The sequence below is a fragment of the Thermomonospora echinospora genome, assembly GCF_900108175.1.
GTDB lineage: Bacteria > Actinomycetota > Actinomycetes > Streptosporangiales > Streptosporangiaceae > Thermomonospora > Thermomonospora echinospora.
The window spans coordinates 220,144-238,583 of the sequence record NZ_FNVO01000005.1; the positions used below are offsets into that span (position 1 = coordinate 220,144).

Annotated in this window: 18 protein-coding genes; 6 read left to right on the top strand and 12 right to left on the bottom strand. The window is 72.5% G+C overall.

The window, feature by feature from the left end; translation table 11 throughout:
* Positions 1–29: 29 nt before the first annotated feature.
* From C4U03_RS14055 to C4U03_RS14105, 11 genes are all read right to left on the bottom strand, one after another.
* Positions 30–278, bottom strand: coding sequence for a hypothetical protein (locus tag C4U03_RS14055; RefSeq protein ID WP_146087374.1), 249 nt, complete (start codon positions 276–278; stop codon positions 30–32).
* A 135-nt stretch (positions 279–413) separates the two neighbouring features.
* Positions 414–710 (bottom strand): hypothetical protein, encoded by a 297-nt coding sequence (locus C4U03_RS14060; protein WP_146087375.1) that lies wholly within the window; start codon positions 708–710, stop codon positions 414–416.
* 117 nt (positions 711–827) lie between these two features.
* A complete protein-coding gene (locus C4U03_RS14065) occupies positions 828–1,493 on the bottom strand; it encodes a response regulator (protein ID WP_103938189.1) in 666 nt (221 codons plus the stop codon).
* A complete protein-coding gene (locus tag C4U03_RS14070; RefSeq protein ID WP_103938190.1) occupies positions 1,494–2,714 on the bottom strand; it encodes a sensor histidine kinase in 1,221 nt (406 codons plus the stop codon).
* A gap of 1 nt (position 2,715) precedes the next feature.
* Complete coding sequence (locus tag C4U03_RS14075) at positions 2,716–3,603, bottom strand: type II secretion system F family protein (protein WP_103938191.1); 888 nt, start codon at positions 3,601–3,603, stop codon at positions 2,716–2,718.
* Positions 3,604–3,610: 7 nt separating this feature from the next.
* Positions 3,611–4,534 carry a type II secretion system F family protein gene (locus C4U03_RS14080; RefSeq protein WP_235017851.1) on the bottom strand — a complete coding sequence of 308 codons (924 nt, stop codon included), beginning with the start codon at positions 4,532–4,534 and terminating at the stop codon, positions 3,611–3,613.
* Position 4,535: 1 nt separating this feature from the next.
* Complete coding sequence (locus C4U03_RS14085; protein WP_103938192.1) at positions 4,536–5,858, bottom strand: CpaF family protein; 1,323 nt, start codon at positions 5,856–5,858, stop codon at positions 4,536–4,538.
* A gap of 7 nt (positions 5,859–5,865) precedes the next feature.
* Complete coding sequence (locus tag C4U03_RS14090; RefSeq protein WP_103938193.1) at positions 5,866–6,228, bottom strand: TadE/TadG family type IV pilus assembly protein; 363 nt, start codon at positions 6,226–6,228, stop codon at positions 5,866–5,868.
* Complete coding sequence (locus C4U03_RS14095) at positions 6,221–7,768, bottom strand: AAA family ATPase (RefSeq protein WP_103938194.1); 1,548 nt, start codon at positions 7,766–7,768, stop codon at positions 6,221–6,223. The genes C4U03_RS14090 and C4U03_RS14095 overlap by 8 nt, the downstream gene beginning before the upstream one ends.
* 5 nt (positions 7,769–7,773) lie before the next feature.
* On the bottom strand, positions 7,774–8,475 hold the full coding sequence (gene cpaB / locus C4U03_RS14100; protein WP_103938195.1) for a Flp pilus assembly protein CpaB: 702 nt from the start codon (positions 8,473–8,475) through the stop codon (positions 7,774–7,776).
* A 58-nt stretch (positions 8,476–8,533) separates the two neighbouring features.
* On the bottom strand, positions 8,534–9,673 hold the full coding sequence (locus tag C4U03_RS14105; RefSeq protein ID WP_103938196.1) for a hypothetical protein: 1,140 nt from the start codon (positions 9,671–9,673) through the stop codon (positions 8,534–8,536).
* A gap of 746 nt (positions 9,674–10,419) precedes the next feature.
* Between C4U03_RS14105 and C4U03_RS41820 the strand changes: the two genes are divergently transcribed.
* The 5 genes from C4U03_RS41820 to C4U03_RS14130 are packed head-to-tail and all read left to right on the top strand — an operon-like array spanning position 10,420 to position 17,020.
* Complete coding sequence (locus tag C4U03_RS41820; RefSeq protein ID WP_235017852.1) at positions 10,420–10,710, top strand: DUF4282 domain-containing protein; 291 nt, start codon at positions 10,420–10,422, stop codon at positions 10,708–10,710.
* 50 nt (positions 10,711–10,760) lie between these two features.
* Complete coding sequence (locus tag C4U03_RS14115; RefSeq protein WP_103938198.1) at positions 10,761–13,202, top strand: serine/threonine-protein kinase; 2,442 nt, start codon at positions 10,761–10,763, stop codon at positions 13,200–13,202.
* A gap of 25 nt (positions 13,203–13,227) precedes the next feature.
* Positions 13,228–14,379: a response regulator receiver protein gene (locus tag C4U03_RS14120; protein ID WP_103938199.1), complete on the top strand. Its 1,152-nt coding sequence runs from the start codon at positions 13,228–13,230 to the stop codon at positions 14,377–14,379.
* Positions 14,376–16,292: an AAA family ATPase gene (locus C4U03_RS14125; protein WP_103938200.1), complete on the top strand. Its 1,917-nt coding sequence runs from the start codon at positions 14,376–14,378 to the stop codon at positions 16,290–16,292. The genes C4U03_RS14120 and C4U03_RS14125 overlap by 4 nt, the downstream gene beginning before the upstream one ends.
* A complete protein-coding gene (locus C4U03_RS14130) occupies positions 16,289–17,020 on the top strand; it encodes a 4Fe-4S single cluster domain-containing protein (protein WP_103938201.1) in 732 nt (243 codons plus the stop codon). The genes C4U03_RS14125 and C4U03_RS14130 overlap by 4 nt, the downstream gene beginning before the upstream one ends.
* On the opposite strand, the gene C4U03_RS40395 is transcribed toward C4U03_RS14130, so the two are convergent.
* A complete protein-coding gene (locus C4U03_RS40395) occupies positions 16,957–17,808 on the bottom strand; it encodes a hypothetical protein (protein ID WP_160146981.1) in 852 nt (283 codons plus the stop codon). The genes C4U03_RS14130 and C4U03_RS40395 overlap by 64 nt on opposite strands.
* On the opposite strand from C4U03_RS40395, the gene C4U03_RS40400 reads away from it, so the two are divergent.
* A complete protein-coding gene (locus C4U03_RS40400; protein ID WP_160146982.1) occupies positions 17,800–18,333 on the top strand; it encodes an FHA domain-containing protein in 534 nt (177 codons plus the stop codon). The genes C4U03_RS40395 and C4U03_RS40400 overlap by 9 nt on opposite strands.
* Positions 18,334–18,440: the final 107 nt, after the last annotated feature.

The following is an 18,440-nucleotide window of genomic DNA, read 5'->3' on the forward strand; positions in this document are numbered from 1 at the left end:
CCGGAACCAGAACCGCCGTGTCACCGCGATCACTCGGCGGGCGTGTCGAGAATCTTGCCGATCCAGTCGTCGACCGCGCTCGCGGCCTTCTCCGGAAGCCCGATCGAGTAGACCCCCGCAATGATCCCGGCCACCAGGATCAGCACTCCGGCCCATTCGAAGACCTCGACGCCGCGATCCCCGCCCCGCCGCGGGTCCGCGCTCCTGGCGCGCGTGAACGCCGCCCACGCGGCCACGCCGTCCCGCAGGCACATCATGATCCGCACATACAGTGCCATCGTCCGGTTCATCGCGGCCCCACAGGTACGGGCGCTTTCATCGAGGTCATCGCCATGGGCCTTCACCAATGCGGAACAGCGGGCCCGCGGTCAGGGAACCCCGGCCACAGGCCCGCTCGAAGCCCTGGGGTGATATCAGCCGCCGCCCTCGGCGGGCTTCGCACCCTTGAGCTTCTGCAGTTGCTCGTCGATCATGTTCAGTATCCACTTGCCGATATCGGCCTGGATGAGGACTAGGGCGATCGCCACGACCACGGCGATGAGGCCGACCATCTCGGCGGAAAGAGCGATACCACGGTCGTCGCGCTGGCGGGCGCGCTCGACGCGACCCTTCACGAACAGGGTGCTCTTCTCCGCTCCGTCGCGCAGGAGCGTCGCGGTATATACGTATGCGGGAATCAGCATTTTCATCTCGGCCTCCCAGTCGCCCACTGCCGTCCACGTGCCAATAACGGTAGTAATCACGCCCGGTCGGCTCCAGGGTCCTGTGCCTCAACCCCGCCGATGCCGCGACTGGGGCCCAGGGCCCAGTGCCGTTGCCAGAGATGTTCATTCGCTTTCTCCCGCCGTGCCGATCCAGCAGGCTATCGCCGCCGCACGCGAGGTGACCCCGAGCTTCGCATAGATCCGGTTGACGTGGTTCTTGACGGTCTTCTCGGCCAGGAACAGGCCGCGGGCGATCTCGCCGTTCGAACGGCCCCGGACGATGAGGCCCATGACCTCCGCCTCACGCGCGGACAGGCCGTAGCGCTCCCCCGGCCGTCCGCCGGACCGCGCCTGTGGCCGATCCTGCTCCGTACCCTGGCGGACCGCACCAACCAGGGCCGACACCGCCGCACGCGACAGCGGATGGGCACCGCCGACCGCGTCGTTGATCGCCCTCGTCAGCTCCTCGACGGTGAAGGTGCCGTGGACCAGGTATCCCACCGCACCGTTGCCGATGGCTGCGCGGATGGTGTCCGGGTCGTCGGTGTAGGTCAGCATCACCACCCGGCTGATGGAGCTGAGCGCCTGAGCCGCCGCCACCCCGTCGAGCAGGGGCATGCGGACGTCCAGCAGCACCAGGTCGGGACGCAGCCGCTCGGCCATCTCGACGGCGAGCCGGCCGTCGCCGGCCTCACCCACGACCTCGATTCCGCTCGCCTCCAGCAGCGACACCAGCCCCTGTCGTACGACGGGGTTGTCGTCGACCACCATCACGCGTGGGGCGTTCATTCAGCTCGCCTCCGCCAGTCGATTGTCAAAACGTTCACCGCGATGCCGTGCGGGCAGGCGGAGTTCCACGGTGGTGCCCGCCCCGGGCACGGCCTGGACCGTCACCGTGCCGCCCACCCGTTCGGCCCGCTCCCGCATGCCGATCAAGCCGTAGTGGCCCTGGCGGGCCAGGTCGGGAAGCTCTTCGGGGTGGAACCCGCGGCCGTCGTCCCGTATGGTCAGCACCACCTGACCGTCCTCCTCGGCCAGGCTCACGGTGACCAGCCCGGCCTCCGCGTGCCGGGCCGTGTTGGTCAGCGCCTCGGTGAGCACGGCCAGCGCCTCGTATCTCGTCCGCAGTGGCACGTCGGTGTCCGGGGCCAGTGCGCAGCGGACCTCGATCCCGGTCTCGGCCTGCCAGCGGTCCGCCGCGGCGCGCACCGCCTCGGCCAGCGGCCGGGTGACGGTGGTGTCGCGCAGTTCGGTGAGCAGCCCGCGGGCCTCCCGGGAGGCCACCTCGGTCGCGGTGGCGATGCGCACCGCCTCCTCGGCGGCCCGGGCCGGGTCCCGCCGGGCCCAGGCGGGCAGCGCCGCCGCCGCCAGCGCGATGCCGCGCAGGGTCTTGGCCAGCGAGTCGTGCATCTCCCGGGCCAGCCGGGCCCGCTCCTCGGCGGCGGCCGCCGCCACCTCCGCCCTGATCCGGGCCTCCTCCTGGACGGACTGCTCCTCGAAGATCCGGCGCAGCGCCACGCCCGCGAACCCGACCAGCGGGTAGTAGGCCGGCTGGCCGACCAGCACCTGGAAGCTTCCGGTGTCCTCGGTCTGGGCCGCGTCGAAGGCGAATGTCAGGTAATAGCAGGCGATCTGGGCCGCCGACACCCCGAGCATGCCCGGCCACCGGTACAGCAGCCCCGCCGCGGCGGCTGTGGCCACGGTGGACAGGAAGAACGGGCCCGCCGGGCCGCACACCGCCAGGACGGTGAAGGAGGCCGCCACGTCGAGCAGAACCAGCGACGGGTGGGCCAACAGCCGGGGAACGATCTCCGTCACATAGCGGGCCACCAGCCAGGCGAGCAGGCCCACGCACACCAGCGTGACGAACGCCGCCACCGACAGCCGCCCGGTCGACAGCAACAGCAGCGTGATGCCCGCGATCGACATGCGGATCTGCATGAGCAGGCGGAAGGCCGCGTTGATCCGGAGCCCGGCGGATCCGCCGGCGACGCCCGTCCGCGCGCTCATCTCAGCGGTCCAGGACGTTGCCGAAGTCGGACTCCGAACCGAGCAGCAGCGCCCCGAGCATCAGCAGGCCCATCGCCGGCATCGCCATCACCGTGGTGACCAGGGTGACCCGGGGGGTGACCCGCTGGGCCTTGCGCTTGGCCCACTGGGCGGACTCCCGGCGCATGTCCTGCGCGATGCCGATCAGCGCGGACGCCAGCGGAGCGCCCAGTTCCTCCGCCTGCAGGATGGCGGTGACGAACTGCCCCAGCATCCCCGAGCGGTTGCGCTCACGCAGATTCTGGAACGCATCCCGGCGCGGCGTGCCCAGCTCCATCTGGCGCAGCGTGATGAAGAACTCGTCGGCCAGCGGGCCCGGCATGCTCTCGGCGACCCGGGCCAGGGAGTGCCGGAAGCTCAGCCCCGCGGACACGGTGACGGCCAGGACGTCGAGGAAGTCGGGCAGGCTCCGTTCGATCTGATCGCGCCGCATGGACGCCCGCAGCACCAGGTTGAGCTCGTTCTGCAGCACACCGACCAGAAAGAGCAGGCCTATCAGCAGTTGGCCGGACAGCACCAGCAGCAGGCTGAGCGAACCGAACAGCACCACGTAGCCCATCGTGCTCTGCACGTAGGACTCCACCGTCATCCCGGCCGGCCGGCCCGCGGCGTCGATGCGCCTGCGGATCCGCGGATGCCAGGGCCGCAGCCTCCCCATCGCCCAGCCGGTGAAGGGCCGGCCGAACGGCATGACCATCCTGTGCAGCGGCTGCCCCTGAGGCTTCGCCGGGCCGGTGGCCTGTCCGGCCAGCGCGGAGGGCGCCACCCGCTCGCCGCCGCGCGCCAGCGCGTACCCCCACAGCGCCGCGACCACGCACAGCGCCCCGCCCGAGGCCATCACCACGACCATCGGCGCCTCACACGTCGATCCGGGTCATCCGCTGGATGATCAGCAGGCTGCCCGCGAACAGTCCCCCGGCGACGACCAGGATGAGCTGCCCCACAGGATTCTCGCTCATCCGCTGCAGCGTCCCGGGCTGGATCTGCTCGATCAGCACCAGGCCCAGGAGGCCGAACACGCCGACCGTCCAGTTGCTGATCACGGCCTCTCCCATGATCGTCTTCACTTCCCGCCGGAGTTCCTTGCGGTCCTCCAGCGTGCCGGCGATGCTGCGCAGCGAGGTGACCAGCGAGCCGCCCGAGCGGGCCGCCACGATCATCGTGCTGATCAGCACGCCCAGTTCCCGGGACGGCAGCCGGTTCGCCAGGTCCCGCAACGCCGACTCCAGCGACTGGCCGAGCCGCAACGCATCGGCGGTGCGGCTCAGCTCCGACTTGGCGGGCTCGCCGAGCTCCTCCGCCGCGATCTCGACCGCAGTGCGCAGCGACAGGCCGGCCTGGGTGGCGTTGGACATCACCCGCGCGAGCTCGGGAAGCTGGGCGATGAACTCCTCCTTCCGGCGTTCCTCAAGGCGCCGCAGGTAGCCGAAGGCCATCCAGCCCACCACCAGCGCCGCGGCCAGGCCGAACGCCGGCGCCAGCCATCTGCTGATCAGCATGACGGCCAGGACGACGGCGGCGCCCAGCAGCAGCAGGAACGCCGACACCCCGATCCGCACACCCGCGGCGACGAGACGGCGGCCCACGGCACGCCCGAACTCCGTACGGGCCAACCGCCGGTCGAGCCTGGATAGCAGGCTCTGGCGCACGTCCTCATGGCCCAGCACGGCCCGCTCGGTGAGCCTGCGCCGCTGCTCGTAACCGGCGGCCAGTTCCCCGACCCCCCATACGGAGATCGCCAGCGTGAACGCCAGCATCAGCAAGATCGTCGGCAGGGACACCTCATGACACCTCCCTGAACTCGCCCTCGGCGGCGTCGAAGATCGCCGGCACGCTCTCGCCGGCGTGCGCCAGCCGGGTCGCCAGCTCCGCCGGCAGCCGGAACCGCCGGAACACACCGCGCACCACCAGATCCGACCCGATCGGCTCGCTCTCGAACTTCATGATCGTTTTCAGTGCGAACCCGGATCGGCCGTGTCCGTCGGCCACGGCGATCTCACCGATCCGCCGTGAGCCGTCCGGCCCCCGCTCCAGATGCACCATCACGTCGACCGCGCTGTTGATCTGCTCCCGGATGGTCTCGAACGGCAGCTTGACATCGCTCATGCTGGCCAGCGTCTGCAGCCGGTGGACGGCGTCCTCGGTGGAGTTGGCGTGCACCGTCACCATCGAGCCGTCGTGACCGGTGTTCATGGCCTGGAGCATGTCGAGCGTCTCACCGCCGCGGACCTCACCGACGATGATGCGGTCGGGGCGCATCCGCAGCGCGTTGCGGACCAGGTCACGGATGCTGATGCGGCCCTCCCCCTCGATGTTGGGCGGCCGGGCCTCCAGCGGCACCACATGCTCCTGGACCAGTTGGAGTTCGGCGGAGTCCTCGATGGTCACGATCCGCTCGTGCTCGGGGACGAAGGCCGACAACGCGTTGAGCATGGTGGTCTTGCCGGTGCCGGTGCCTCCAGAGATCACGACGTTGAGCCGGGCACGGATGAAGGCGGCCAGCAACTGCCCCGACGCCTCGTCCAAGGACCCCTTGGCGGCCAGCTCGGCCACGGTGTAGGCGCGGGGGAAGCGCCGGATGGTCAGCACCGGCCCCACCAGCGACAGCGGCGGGATAATGACGTTCACCCGCTCGCCGGTCGGCAGACGCGCGTCGACCATCGGGCTGGACTCGTCCACCCGCCGGTTGACCTGGGCGACGATGCGGTCGATGGTCTGGTAGAGCTGGTCCTCGCTGGCGAAGGTGGTGTCGACCCGCTGCACCCGGCCGTTGCGCTCGACGAAGATGTTCTTGGGGCCGTTCACCATGATCTCGGTGATCGTCTGGTCGTGCAGCAGCGGCTCCAGCACGCCCAGCCCGAGGGCCTCGTCGACCACCCGGCGGATCAGCGCGGCCCGCTCGTTGGCCGACAGCACCGGCCCCTCACGGCCCACGATGAGCGCGGTGACCTTCTCCAGCCGCGCCCTGCGCTGGGTCAGGTTGAGCCCGTTCAGCTCGTCGAGGTTGACCTCCTCCAGCAGTCGCTGCCGCCAGTGCGAGACACCGACCGAACCGGCCCGGTCCGCGGCGAGCCGGTCGACCTCCAGGCGATCTCTGAGTCCCATCTTCTTCTCATCCCTGCGGCATGGTGACGGTGCGTTCGACGGTGAAGTCCAACGGAACGCCCGGGAACAGCACCGGAACCGTGGCCCGGACCCGGCACTGGACGCCGTTCCCGGACGGCGTCCCGGACGCCGAGTAGTCGTTCAGCCAGCCCGGCATGGCGGCCTGCGCTCCCGGAACACAGGCGCCGGAATCCTGGCTCTGGCCGGCCAGACGGGCCCCGGTACGCGCCGCGTTCTCCACCCGCTCGATGGTCCAGGCGGCCATCAGCGCCTCGAACGAGAACAACATGATCATCACCACGGTGGGCAGCATCGCGGCGAGCTCCACCGAGGCGGTGCCCTCCTCACCCCCGCGCCGCCGGTCAGTCATCGCCGTCGCCCTCGTACACGATCCGCGAAGTGCTGGAGACGTCGAAGGACGTCCACCAGCCGGGCACCACGCCCGGCGTCTCGATGGTCACCTTGGCGAACCCGTCACCGACCTCGATGCTCAGATGCTCCTCGTCGCCCCATGGCCCACTGATCCGGGCGACGGTCCGCTTGCGCACCTCCATCTGTGCCGCCGGGGTGTCGTAGCCCAGCACGGACACCGCTCGCGCGGCCTCGTTGGCGGCATGACCGGAGTGCATGAGCGTCAGCCCGACGAGCACGATCTGCCAGGCGATCAGAACCAGCACGCCGAGCAGCGGGAGGAGCGCCACGAACTCGTAAAGTGACGCGCCCTTGTCGGAGGCCGGGTCGGGCGCGCCGTCCGGCTCGCCCTCCAACTCCAGCTCCCCGACGATCCGGGCGATGGCCCGCCGGTAGTCGTTGCTCCTGACCGCCGACGGCAGCCCGGTGTTGACGGCCTCCTCCAAAGCCCGGAAGTCGGCCGGGACGGTGACGGCCAGCAGCGGCATGCCGAGCATCTTGCGGGCCAGATCGGGCTGGATCTCGTTGCGCTTGTGGTGCCGGACGAAGACGGCCGAGGCGTCCTCCTCCTTGCGGATGCCCAGCCGGTCCCACAGTCGGCCGAGCCGCTTGGCGCCGCGCAGCGACGGGAGGTCGGGGGTGCAGGTGACCAGCACCCGGTCCGCCAGTTCCACGGCCACCGCGTTCCCGTCGAACATGTGGCTGCCGCAGTCGATCACGACCAGGTCGTAACGGGAACGCAGAGCGGCCAGGATCCGCCGGGCGACCCGGGCCGAAACGCTCTCGGCATCCTCCCCGTTGGGGGGCGCCAGCAGCAGGTGCAGACCCGACTGGTGGACGAACAGCGCCTCGGCCAGCGCGGTGCCGTCCAGGTCCTCGGCCACCGAGATCAGGTCGATGATGCTGCGGCGGTGGTGGATGTCCAGATAACTCGGCAGATCGCCCTTCTGCAGGTCCATGTCCACCAGGCACACCGACTGCCCGGTCTCCGCCGCCGCCATCGCCACGTGCACGGCCAGTGTGGTCGCGCCGGTACCGCCCTTGGAACCGCAGACCGCCAGCAGGGAGCCCATCCGGCCGGACCGGGTGACCGTGCTGGACTCGGCGAAGTGCCGCCGCATGCTCCGCGACCACTCGGCCGCCGACTCGATCCGGCTCTGCAGTTCCGACACCGTCGAGTCCCGGGCGATGACACCGCGGGCGCCGGCCGCCATCGCCGCGCCGTAGATCGCCGCGGTCGCCTCGTCTGCGACCAGCACCACGGCCAGGTGGGGGTGGCGGATGGCCAATTCACGGATGAGATCAGTGGCCGGCTGCGGGCCCAGCTCCTGGTGGAGCAGGATCACGTCGAGTCCCGGCAGCCCACCGGCGATCGCCTGCACGACCTCGCCCGAGGTTCCCTCCACCCCGGCCAGCGTCACCTCGGAGATCTCGTGGAGCTGGGTGGTCAGCGAGGCCACCAAGTCGCGGTCGGCGCTGCCCATGAGTACCCGGATCACGGCGTTCACTGTCCCAACGGGGTGTCGCAGACCGGGGCCAGCTTGTTCGGCCCGGTGTCGCCCTGGCCGATCAGCGCCAGCCGAACCTTGCCGGCGTAGCTTTCGGCGTAGGTCAGCTTGAGACTGTCCTTGGCGGTCAGCGCGAACGTGATCGGCACCACTCGGTTGACGTCACCGGCGTTCTGGCCTTCGCGCTGCTCCTGCAACCGGCCGACCTGGATGACTAGCGCCTGCTTGATCACCCGGGCCGCGCAGGTGCGCTGCCGCTGCTGCTGCTGTTCGGAGAAGGTGGCGTAGATGTCGACGTGCATGCCGGGCCGGACCTTGCCGGCCACTCCGGTCTCGGCGTCGATCATGATGGCGATCTCACGTTCACCCGGCTGCAGGGTCGGGGCCGCCACCACCATGCCGCGCTGCAGATGCGTGCCGGCCTGCAGATCGGCGGCGGCCACCTTGCCCTGCAACTCGACCGGGTTGGAGATCATGGTGGTCGGTGCCCAGCGGCGCGGCACCTGGACCCGTTCCAGTGCCTGCACGTTGATCGGCTCATAGGCGGTCACCGGCTGTCTGAGCCGCAGCACGGAGATCATGTCCCCGATCTCGGCGCGGACCGAGCCGACGTACCCGACGATGCTCATGAAGACCGCGACGGCGCCGATGCCGGCCAGGACCATCAGCAGCACTCCACGTCGCTGGCGGGGGTTCATTCGACTCCGTTTCTCGATCGGGAGGGACACCGGGGACGGGCTTGTCGGGCCTACGGCGTCAGGCGGGACGTACCGGCTGGGACGTGGAGATCCGCGGCTGCGAGGCCCTGTGCCGTTCCGTCCCGGCGGGCCGGACTGCCTGGGGTGGCGGCACCCGCTGGGCAGATCGGGCGGGCGGGGCCTGCTGGGTGTGCGATGCCGGTGGAGGACGCCACACCGGCTGGGGAGGACCTGCCGCCCGGGGTGCCCGGGCGGGCCCGGCGGCCCGTGGGCCCTGAACGGACCCGTTGGTCTGCGTCCCCTGCGCGGGCCCGGCGCCCCGGGGGTGCCAGCCGGGCGCGGGGGCGCTCGGCCGGGACGGGGGGCGACGGGGCGGCGGGGGCTGCACCATCGAGCAGAACGCGCAGACGGTCAGGGCGGTGACCTCGCCGCACCATCGGCACGGACGGCCCTTGGCCGCCCGAGCGGCGCGGGTCAGGGCGCCGGGATGCCCGCTGAAGGCCACGAACTCGACGTACTTGCGGGTGCCCCAGTAGACCGGGCTGAGCGGCTGGGGCTCTACGAGAGTCACCACGGCGGCGGCGATGTGCGGCTTGAACGCGGTGTGCAACCAGGAAGGATCGGCGTCACCGGTGCTGGCCAGTACGACCACCGGGTCCGTGGGACGGGTGTTTAGCCGCGCCACCGGCGCGCCCTCGGTGATGCGGTGCACGCCCGCCTGCGCACCCGCGGTCACCATGAACGCGCTGCCGGGCAGGTAGGAGGACAGGTGCGGGCCGAGCCCGGTCTCGATGTGCTCCAGCCTGGCCACGCTGTTGACCCACGCGCCCGCGACCACCTCCGCCGCCAGCCGCCGGGCGAGCCCGGTCAGCACACCGGGGGCGACGTGGCGGGCCATGTAGGCGAGCTGGTCGGCGATCAGGGACAGCGCGAGGGGCGGCAGATCCAGCGGCACGGCGGCGATCCGGTCGGTGCGCAGCACGCCGCGGGCCAGCCGGACGAGGCGCTCGGTGGGCTCGGGCCGCCAGGAGGGGTAGAGCACCAGGGCGGCCCGGTGGCCCCGCAGCGCCCGAGCCAGCCGGTCGATGAACGCGGTGACCTCGGGCTCGGCGGCGTCACCGGTGGTCAGCCGGCCAGCCCGCACCTCCCGAATCACTCCGCAGCTGGGCACGTCCACCGCCACCAGGACCGCGGTCACCGGCGCCTCGGGCGGTCCATGGGCCTCATCGCACCGCTTCCTCTCCCTTTCCGGGACGCCCGACATGCCCTCCGAAGAGACGGGGACCGGGGGCCAGACGACGATAACCCCCCTACCGATTTGGGCACAAGTGAACATTTTGTCGGCCCGGCCCGCGCCAATTGAACAATGTGCCCCGTCCCGGCGGCGATCGATGCACGTCGTCGGCCGGACAGGCGGCCGCGCATGGCCTGCGGGGCTCCCGGGGGACCCGGGGCCCGGTCCTGGATTGGGACCTGTTTTGGGCCCACGGGCCCATTGTTCGGCGCAACAATGAGGGGTCGCTCCGCGCCGGTTTGCCCAACACGCCCGCCGCCATTTGCGGCCACCGCCGACGGCCGGAGACGGGCGCGATGACGGCCGTGACACGTCACCGAGATGTGACAGCGCCGGGCGCGTCACACCCCGCCGCGCGGGAACCGTTCTAGAGTCGGCATGTCGCCGTGCCGGCGGCCCCGCACGCGCGTCCCAGGGAGACCAAGGCGATGAGCAACCCCCCCGGCCCCCACAACCGCGGCCCAGGCTACGGGCCCGGCCCCGGTCCTGGAGGCGGTCAGGGCCCGGGCCCCGCCCCGGGCGGTCACGGCCCGGGTCCCGTTCCCGGTCCGGGCGCGCAGCCGCCGCAGGGGGCACGGCCGACCGGGCCACCGCCCGGCCCGGGCACGGCCGGCTGGGCGGGCGGACGGCCGGCGCCCCGGGAGAAGGGCGTGATCGGCGCGCTCCTGGACACCCGCTTCGACCACCTGGTGACACCCAAGCTGATCAGGCTCTGGTACGTCGTCGCCCTGCTGCTCATCAGCATGCAGTGCCTGGTCTTCCTGGCCCTCGGGCTGTGGATACTGACCTGGGAGGACGGCTGGGCCTGGGGCCTGATGACGGTCATCGCGACCCCGCTGGTGTGGCTGTTCGAGGCGCTGATGGTACGGATCGTGATGGAGGCCGTGGTGGTCCGCTTCAAGGGCGTCGAACACCTGCGGGTCATCAAGGACAAGATCTGAACCGGCACGTTAGGCTCACCGGAGTCACAGCGGCATCAACGGAGCGGTAAGTGGCCGAGTTCGAGGAGTTCCCGCACCGGACGCGGCGGGACCCCGGCGTGACGCACCGCGATCCGCACGCTCCGGAGGCGCCCGCCCCCGGCCCCGCGGCCACCCGCCGGGACGTCCCCACAGCGCCCGCCGACCCGCTGATCCGACTGCCCGGATCGCTGGCCGAGCGCTTCGCCGTGGTCGGCGAGCTGCCCGTCCAGGGAGCCGAGTCGGACCTGCTGCTGGTCCGGGACGCGGCCGGCGTCCGGTACGTGGTCAAGGTGTTCCGGCGGGGATACGCCGCCGACCGTGACGTGTGGGCCAAGCTGCCGGCGCTCGGCTCCCCGCACGTGGTGCGGATCCTGGAGAACGGGCACGCCGACGGCCGCGACTACGAGCTGAGCGAGTACGCGCCCGCCGGCAACCTGCGCGCGGTGATGGGCGCGCCGCTGCCGCCGGACACGGTCGCCGCGATCGTGGCGCAGCTGGCCGCCGGGCTGGACGCGCTGCACCGGGCGGGCATCGTGCACCGCGACCTCAAACCCGAGAACATCCTGCTCACCGGCACCGATCCCCTACAGGTGGCGATCACCGACTTCGGGCTCAGCAAGGTGCTGGACCAGAGCGTGGTGTTCGCCTCCTCGTCCCGGACGCTGGCCTACGCCGCCCCCGAGTCGCTGTCCGGGCAGGTGTCCCCGGCCCGGGACTGGTGGTCGCTGGGCATGATCGTGCGGGAGCTGGCCACCGGCCGGCCGCCGTTCGCCGGGATGAGCGAGACCGTGGTGGTCGACCACCTGGCCACCCGGCCGATCGACAACTCCGACGTGGCCGACCCGCGGCTGCGGCTGCTGTGCCAGGGGCTGCTGGCCCGCGACCCCCGGCACCGCTGGACCGCCGCCCAGGTCACCGGCTGGCTGGAGGGACAGAGCCCGCCCGTCGCCGCCGAGTCGCCCGCCTCCTTCGACCGGCCGGCGCCGGCCGCCGGTCCGGGGCTGCCGTTCGCCGGACGGCGCTTCACCGACCGGGCCGAGCTGGCCCGCGCTCTGGTGGAACGGTGGGACGAGGCAGCCCGCTACTTCTTCGCTCGGGGCGAGCGCGGAGAGGCCTGGCGGGCACTGCGGGATTGGCTGGCCGGATTCCCCGACGACGGCCGCATCGAGCTGATCGACGGCTATCTGACGACCGCCCTGCCGCCGGACGTCAAGGTGCTGCACCTGGTGCGCTGGCTGGATCCCGCGCTGCCGCCGCACTACCTGGGCCGCCGGGTGGGCGCCGGCGACCTGCCCGGGCTCGCCGCGCTGGCGGGGGATCCGGGTCATCCCGACCACCGCACCGCCTGCCTCATCGGCCGGGCGCTGTGGGAGCACCGGCTGCTGCCCGAGCTGGCGGCGTTCGAGGGGGCGGCGGACCTGCGCCGAATCGACGACCGGTGGCGGGTGCACGTCGCCGAGTGGAACCGGCTGGTCGGCTGGTTGCGCGGCGGCGCCGGGCCGCAGGCGCCCAGCCCGTTCGCCGGGACGGTGCACCTACCGGACGCCGGTGAGCCGGGCCCCGGTTCGGGCCGCCCCGGCGTCCCAGCCGACGAGCCGCCGGTGGTGCTGCTGACCCTGCTGGCGCTGGCTGCCGCCCCTGGGCAGACCGCATCGTTGCTGGCTGACGCCGCGAGACGGGCCCGCGCCGCCGTGCGGGAACCGGTGCCGTGGTTCGACCAGCTGGCGGCCTGGGCCGGAGCAGACGACCCGCGGGGCGGCGACCCGCTGCGGCTGCTGGCGGTGGTGCGGGCCGGGTCCGACGCCGCCCTGGCCGCCCAGGCCGTCGCCCAGGAGCGCCAGGTCACCGAACGGCGGCTCGCCGAACGCGAACGGCACTGGGCCGAACGCGAACGACAACGCCTGTCCGGCCGCGGCGCCGCCATGACCCGCGCCGTCCTGTGGACCCTCCCCCTCCTGGCCCTGTGGCTCTTCGGCAGCTTGGTGGTGGGCTCGATCTCCGGCGGTGGTGAAGACGACGGAGTGCAAGGGTACGGCGGCTTCGAGTCCTCTGCCAGAGTGCCGTTCGGGCTGTTGGCAGCGGTTTCGCTGCTCGCCTGGGCCGCCCAGTGCGGTGCGGAGGTGCTGCTGGCCCGCCGGCAGGGCGGCGACTATCTCCCCTACGGTCCCTGGTCGTGGCTGTCCAAGGTGCTCGGTGCGGGCGGCCGGGGGCTTTCCCGGGCGTCGCAGACCATGTCGGCGTCCGCCCGCACCACCGGGCGGCGGGGCTGCGGGCTGCTGCTGCTCGCCGGGATCGTCCCCCTGCTGATCATCCTGCTGCTGGTGAGCCTGCTGACGGCGCTGGCCGGGCTGCTGTGGCTGCTGGTGCTGGTCATGGTGCCCGTCGCGCACGCGATCGCGGCCGGGGTACGACTGCACCATTGGAAGGCCGAACACGAGCGCGCCAGGCAGGCGTCCCTCGGGACGCCCTGATGCCCTCGGCGCCTGGAGGAACTGTATGAGCAGTGGGGTCGAGGCCGATATCGCGCTGGACGCGGCGGTCGTCCTCAGCCTGGGGATGACCCGGGTGGCGGGCCGGGCCGCCGGGCTGACCGCGGCCGGGGCGCAGGCGCTGGCGGCGCTGGCCCAGGGCCGGGCCGATGCGCGCGCCGCCGCGCTGGCCGAGGCCGAGCGCCAGGACCGCGCCGTGCGGGAGGTGATCGACCGCAACGCCCGGATCGCCGTGCTCGCCGAGGCGCAGCGCGAGACCGGGACGCGGGTGCCGCTGCCCGCGCCGCTGCCGCCCGGCGACGGCTCTCCCGAGGAGCTGGCCGCCTGGTGCGCCGCCACCGACCGGGCACTGGCCGAGGCCGAACGGCGGATCCGGGAGCAGGCGGCCGCCGGTGTCGCGGCGAAGGTCTTCGGCGTCCCGGCCGACGGGCTGCGCGCCGACCTCGACGCGCCGGCGCCCGCGCCGGGCGACGTCGGCCGCGCCGACCAGGCCGGTCACCGCGCCGAGACGCTGGTCCGGGTGCTGGCCAGGCTGGCGCCGGACACCGCCGCCGCCGACCGGGAGTTCGTCGCCGAGGCCGCCGGCCGGCTGCCCGGCGCGGCCACCGACGCCGAGGCCGAGGCGCTGCTCACCGAGGTACGGCTGCGCGTGCAGACCGCCAACGAGCGCACCGCCGAGCGCCGGGAGGCCGAACGGCGGCAGGCGGCCGAACGGGACGCCGCCGAGCAGGCCGAGGCCGAGCGGCGGTACGTGCTGGACGCCGTGACCACCGCCTTCGAGGAGCTGGGCTATGAGGTCGACGCCGGGTTCGAGACGCTGACCGCCCGGGACGGCACCGTGGTCCTCAGCCGGGGCGGCTGGCCCGACCACAGCGTGAAGATGCGCGTCGAGGACGCCCGTACGATCAGGGCGGCGATGGTCCGTACCCGGGCCCCGCGCAGCGAGGACGACCGGCGCCGGGACGCCGAGCGCGAGCGCGAGTGGTGCGCGGCCTTCGAGGCGGCCCGCGAGCGGCTGGCCGCCGCCGGGATCGACTCCACCGTGACCTGGCGGATCGAGCCGGGCGACCACGAACTGCCGGTGGCCGCGCAGGCACGGCAGACTAGAGCCCGGACCAGGCAACGAGCACGGGAGCGCGGGCGGGAGCGCGAATCATGACCGAGTCACCGACATTGGGGGGACGGCTGCAGGGCTGGCCGGCGTTCATCCGGGAACTGGACGCCACGCTGTCGGTGCACTCGCAGTACGTCCTGTCGGGGAACCTGCACGACAGCTTCCTGGCGCCGCCCGCCGAGGGCGGGCCGGCCGGGCTGCTGCCGCTGCGCGACCTGCTGTGGGAGTCGCTGCGGTCCAGCGGCTTCTCCTGCCTGGTGGTGTACGACCCGGTGGACGGGCTGCTGGTGCACCCCGACACCGACGACGAGGCCGGCGACGCGGCGGCCGCGGCGGCCGAGCGGCTGCTGGGCAAGCTCAAGCCGGAGGACAAGCCGTCGCTGGAGGCGCTGACCCGGCAGCTGGCGGCCGTGGCCAGGCCGGCCGACAACGTGCGCGCCGCATTCGTGATCGACTCGGCGTCGCGGATCGCGCGCACCCCCACCGACCTGGAGCCGGCCGAGCGGGACTTCTTCCGGTACTGCGAGCGCCTGTCGCGCACCGCCCGTCCGGTGCGGGTGGCCGGGCCGCGGCCCAAGCCGCTGTACAACCCGGTCATCTGGCTGGTGGAACGGCCCGGCGACCTGCCGCCCTGGCTGACCACCGGCAACGAGAACATCCGGGAGATCACCATCCCGCGGCCGCATCTGGGCGACCGGCAGGAGACCGCCCGGCTGCTGGCCCGGGCCTTCGGAGTGCCCGACGTCGGCGCCGACCCGGTGGCGGCCGAGGCGTGCGACGCGTTCGCCGAGCAGGCCGACGGGCTGACCCTGCAGTCGATGATCGAGATCACCCGGCTGGCCCGCGAGCGCAATGTCGCCCTGACCGAGCTTCCCGATGCGGTACGCACCTACAAGCTGGGCGTGCTGGACAACCCGTGGAGCCGGGGCCATCTGCGGCGGCGGGTGCTGGAGGGCGAGAGCAAGGTGCCCGAGCGGGTGGTCGGCCAGCCGCAGGCGGTCACCAAGACCCTGGACATCCTCAAGCGGGCGGTGCTGGGGCTGTCGGGCGCCCAGGCCACCCGGTCCGGCAGCCGGCCGCGCGGGGTGCTGTTCTTCGCCGGGCCCACCGGCACCGGCAAGACCGAGCTGGCCAAGGCGATCACCGAGCTGATCTTCGGGGACGAGTCGGCGTACCTGCGCTTCGACATGAGCGAGTTCTCTTCCGACCACGCCGGCGAGCGGCTGATCGGGGCGCCGCCCGGCTATGTGGGGCACGAGGCCGGCGGGGAGCTGACCAACGCGATCCGCGAGGACCCGTTCCGGGTGATCCTGTTCGACGAGATCGAGAAGGCGCACCCGCGGATCCTGGACAAGTTCCTGCAGATCCTGGAGGACGGGCGGCTGACCGACGGGCGCGGCAACACCGTGCACTTCTCCGAGGCGATCCTGATCTTCACCTCGAACCTGGGGATGTACGTGGAGGCGCCCGCCCTGCCCGGCGCCACCCGGCCGGAGACCGGCTTCTCCCCCGGCACGCGGGTGCAGAACATCCATCCCGGCATGTCGTACGACGAGATCGAGACCAAGCTCAAGGGCGCCATCTCCGATCACTTCACCGCCGTGCTGAACCGGCCGGAGCTGCTGAACCGGTTCGGCGACAACATCGTGGTGTTCAACTTCATCTCGGCCGAGGCCGCCGACCGGATCTTCGATCTGCAGCTGGCCAACATCTGCCGTCGGGTCGCCGACGAGCACCGGCTGTCGCTGACCATCAAGGGCGAGGTCCGCAAGACGTTGCGTGAGTGGTGCACCGGCGAGCTGGACAAGGGCGGCCGGGGCATCGGGATGGCGCTGGAGTCGCACTTCGTCAACCCGCTGGCGCGCGCCCTGTTCGACCGGGAGCTGGCGGGCGACGAGCGGATCACGGTGGCCGGGATCGAACGCAGGGGCGGCATCGTCCAGCTGGAACTGCTATGAGCCCGGCACCGCCGCTGCTGCTGGCCAAGGCGCACTATCCGGTCACCACGCTGGGTCCCGGAAGGCGGGCGGGCGTCTGGACGCAGGGCTGCACGCTGCACTGCCCCGGCTGCCTGTCGCGGGACACCTGGGAGGCCGACCCGGGGACGGCCGTGCCGGTCGACGCGGTGCTCGGTTGGCTGGAGTCGCTGCCCGTCCGGCCGGACGGGGTGACGATCTCCGGCGGGGAGCCGTTCCAGCAACCCGAGGCGCTGGCGGCGCTGCTGCGGGGAATCCACCGCTGGAGGGCGAACCTTCCGATGGACATACTCGTCTACAGTGGATATGTCTACTCTCGGCTCTCGCGTTCGGCGGCGACCCGCGACATCTTGGACCTGTGCGACGCCGTCGTCACGGGGCCGTACATCGACCGGCTCAATCCCGTGGGGGCCGAGGGGGGACGCCCCGGTGAGGGCTCTCTACTCTGGAAGGGGTCGGCAAACCAACGCATCGTGCCACTGACCGCCCTGGGTCGTGAACGGTACGGGTCGCCGATCGGCGGCGAAGGGCCCGAGGGTGCCGCTCCTTCCGCGGAAGGGCGGCCACGGGTACAGGTGTCCGTTGACGAAGGGCCGGAGGGAAGGCGGGTGTACTACATCGGTATCCCGCGACGAGGTGACATGTCTCACCTGGCGTCGATGCTGGAGCAGGCCGGAGTACGTTCGGGGGAGGTGTCCTGGCGGCCATGAGCAGTCCCACCTGTCCCATCTGCGACGAGCCGTTCCAGCCCGGTGATCTGTTGTGCATGTCCTGCGGGGCGAACCTGGCCCGGGTCGGGGGAGCGCGCCGGCACGCGCCGACGAGCGAGCAGCAGCCTCCGCCGCACGGCTACGGCCCACCTCAGCACCAGCCCCACCAGGCCCCGCCGCAGCACGGCCACCAGCCCCAGCAGGGGCAGCAGGACGCGTGGCCGCCGCAGCAGGACGCATGGGCGCCGCCGCCTCAGCAGCAGGCGCCCCACCAACAGGGCCGGCATGCCGGCCCGCACGGTGGCCGGCACGAGCAGCCCGCCGAGGACTGGCGGTCTCCGCAGCCGCATCACCAGCAGCCCCCGCCGGCGGACCAGGGGCACGGCCCCCAGTGGGCTCCCGCCCAGGGCGGGCAGGGAGCCGGTCAGGACTGGCCCCCGGCGCAGGGCCAGGGAGCGCAAGGAGCCGACCAGGGCTGGCCGCCCGCGCAAGGCCAGGGAGCGCAAGGAGCCGGTCAGGGCTGGCCGCCCGCGCAAGGTCAAGGAGCGCAAGGGGCCGACCAGGGCTGGCCGCCCGCCCAGGGCCAGGGAGCGCAAGGAGCCGGTCAGGACTGGCCGCCCGCACAGGGCGGCGGACAGGCGCCGGCCCAGGACTGGCCTCCCGCCCAGGAGGGGTGGCCGCCGGCCCAGCAGCATCAGGCGTCCCCGCACCAAGGGCCCGCGCAGCATCAGGCGCCGCACCAGCAGGCCCCCCAGCACCAGGCCCCGTACCAGCAGGGGATGCCGCACGGCCCGGCCGACCACCAGATGCCGCCCCCCCAGCACGGCGGCCGGCCGCTCACGCCCCCGCCGCACGGCCGGGAGGCGACGCTACTGCCACCCGACGAGGCCGGGCACCGCGGGTCCCCCGACAGCACGGCGTTCATGTGCCCGCACTGCGAGGCGGTGCTGAGCAATCCGGCGGCCGCCCAGTGCGACAACTGCCTGCGCCCGCTGCGCCAGCAGGCCCCCGTGCTGCGGGTGGTCTTCCCGTCCGGGGAGCTGAAGATCTCGGTGGGCCAGCACCTGGTGCTGGGCCGCGACGCCGGCCAGTCCCCCGTTGCGTCCACGTTCACCCAGTACGACAACGTGTCACGGCGGCACTCGACGGTGTGGCTCGACCCGTCCGGCACGGCCTGGGTCCGGGACGAGGGCTCCACCAACGGGACGTTCGTGAACGGCGAGCGGCTGCCGCGCGGCGTGGAGGCGCCGCTGCGCGACGGCGACCAGCTCCGGCTGGCCGCCGACGTCACCGGAACCGTACAACTGGCCTGAACCGTCCAAGCGAGGCGACGGCCTGATCACCGGTCGCCAACATTCCGGTCAGTGTTCGCTTTCGCAGCGGCACACCGGCATATGGGTCCGGTAGGGTCATGCGTCGC

Coding starts and splice junctions, on each gene's coding strand:
- C4U03_RS14055 (WP_146087374.1), bottom strand. CDS start 278: ATGGCACTGTATGTGCGGATCATGATGTGCCTGCGGGACGGCGTGGCC.
- C4U03_RS14065 (WP_103938189.1), bottom strand. CDS start 1,493: ATGAACGCCCCACGCGTGATGGTGGTCGACGACAACCCCGTCGTACGA.
- C4U03_RS14070 (WP_103938190.1), bottom strand. CDS start 2,714: ATGAGCGCGCGGACGGGCGTCGCCGGCGGATCCGCCGGGCTCCGGATC.
- C4U03_RS14075 (WP_103938191.1), bottom strand. CDS start 3,603: ATGGTCGTGGTGATGGCCTCGGGCGGGGCGCTGTGCGTGGTCGCGGCG.
- C4U03_RS14085 (WP_103938192.1), bottom strand. CDS start 5,858: ATGGGACTCAGAGATCGCCTGGAGGTCGACCGGCTCGCCGCGGACCGG.
- C4U03_RS14090 (WP_103938193.1), bottom strand. CDS start 6,228: ATGACTGACCGGCGGCGCGGGGGTGAGGAGGGCACCGCCTCGGTGGAG.
- cpaB (WP_103938195.1), bottom strand. CDS start 8,475: ATGAACCCCCGCCAGCGACGTGGAGTGCTGCTGATGGTCCTGGCCGGC.
- C4U03_RS14120 (WP_103938199.1), top strand. CDS start 13,228: ATGAGCAGTGGGGTCGAGGCCGATATCGCGCTGGACGCGGCGGTCGTC.
- C4U03_RS14125 (WP_103938200.1), top strand. CDS start 14,376: ATGACCGAGTCACCGACATTGGGGGGACGGCTGCAGGGCTGGCCGGCG.
- C4U03_RS14130 (WP_103938201.1), top strand. CDS start 16,289: ATGAGCCCGGCACCGCCGCTGCTGCTGGCCAAGGCGCACTATCCGGTC.
- C4U03_RS40400 (WP_160146982.1), top strand. CDS start 17,800: ATGCCGCACGGCCCGGCCGACCACCAGATGCCGCCCCCCCAGCACGGC.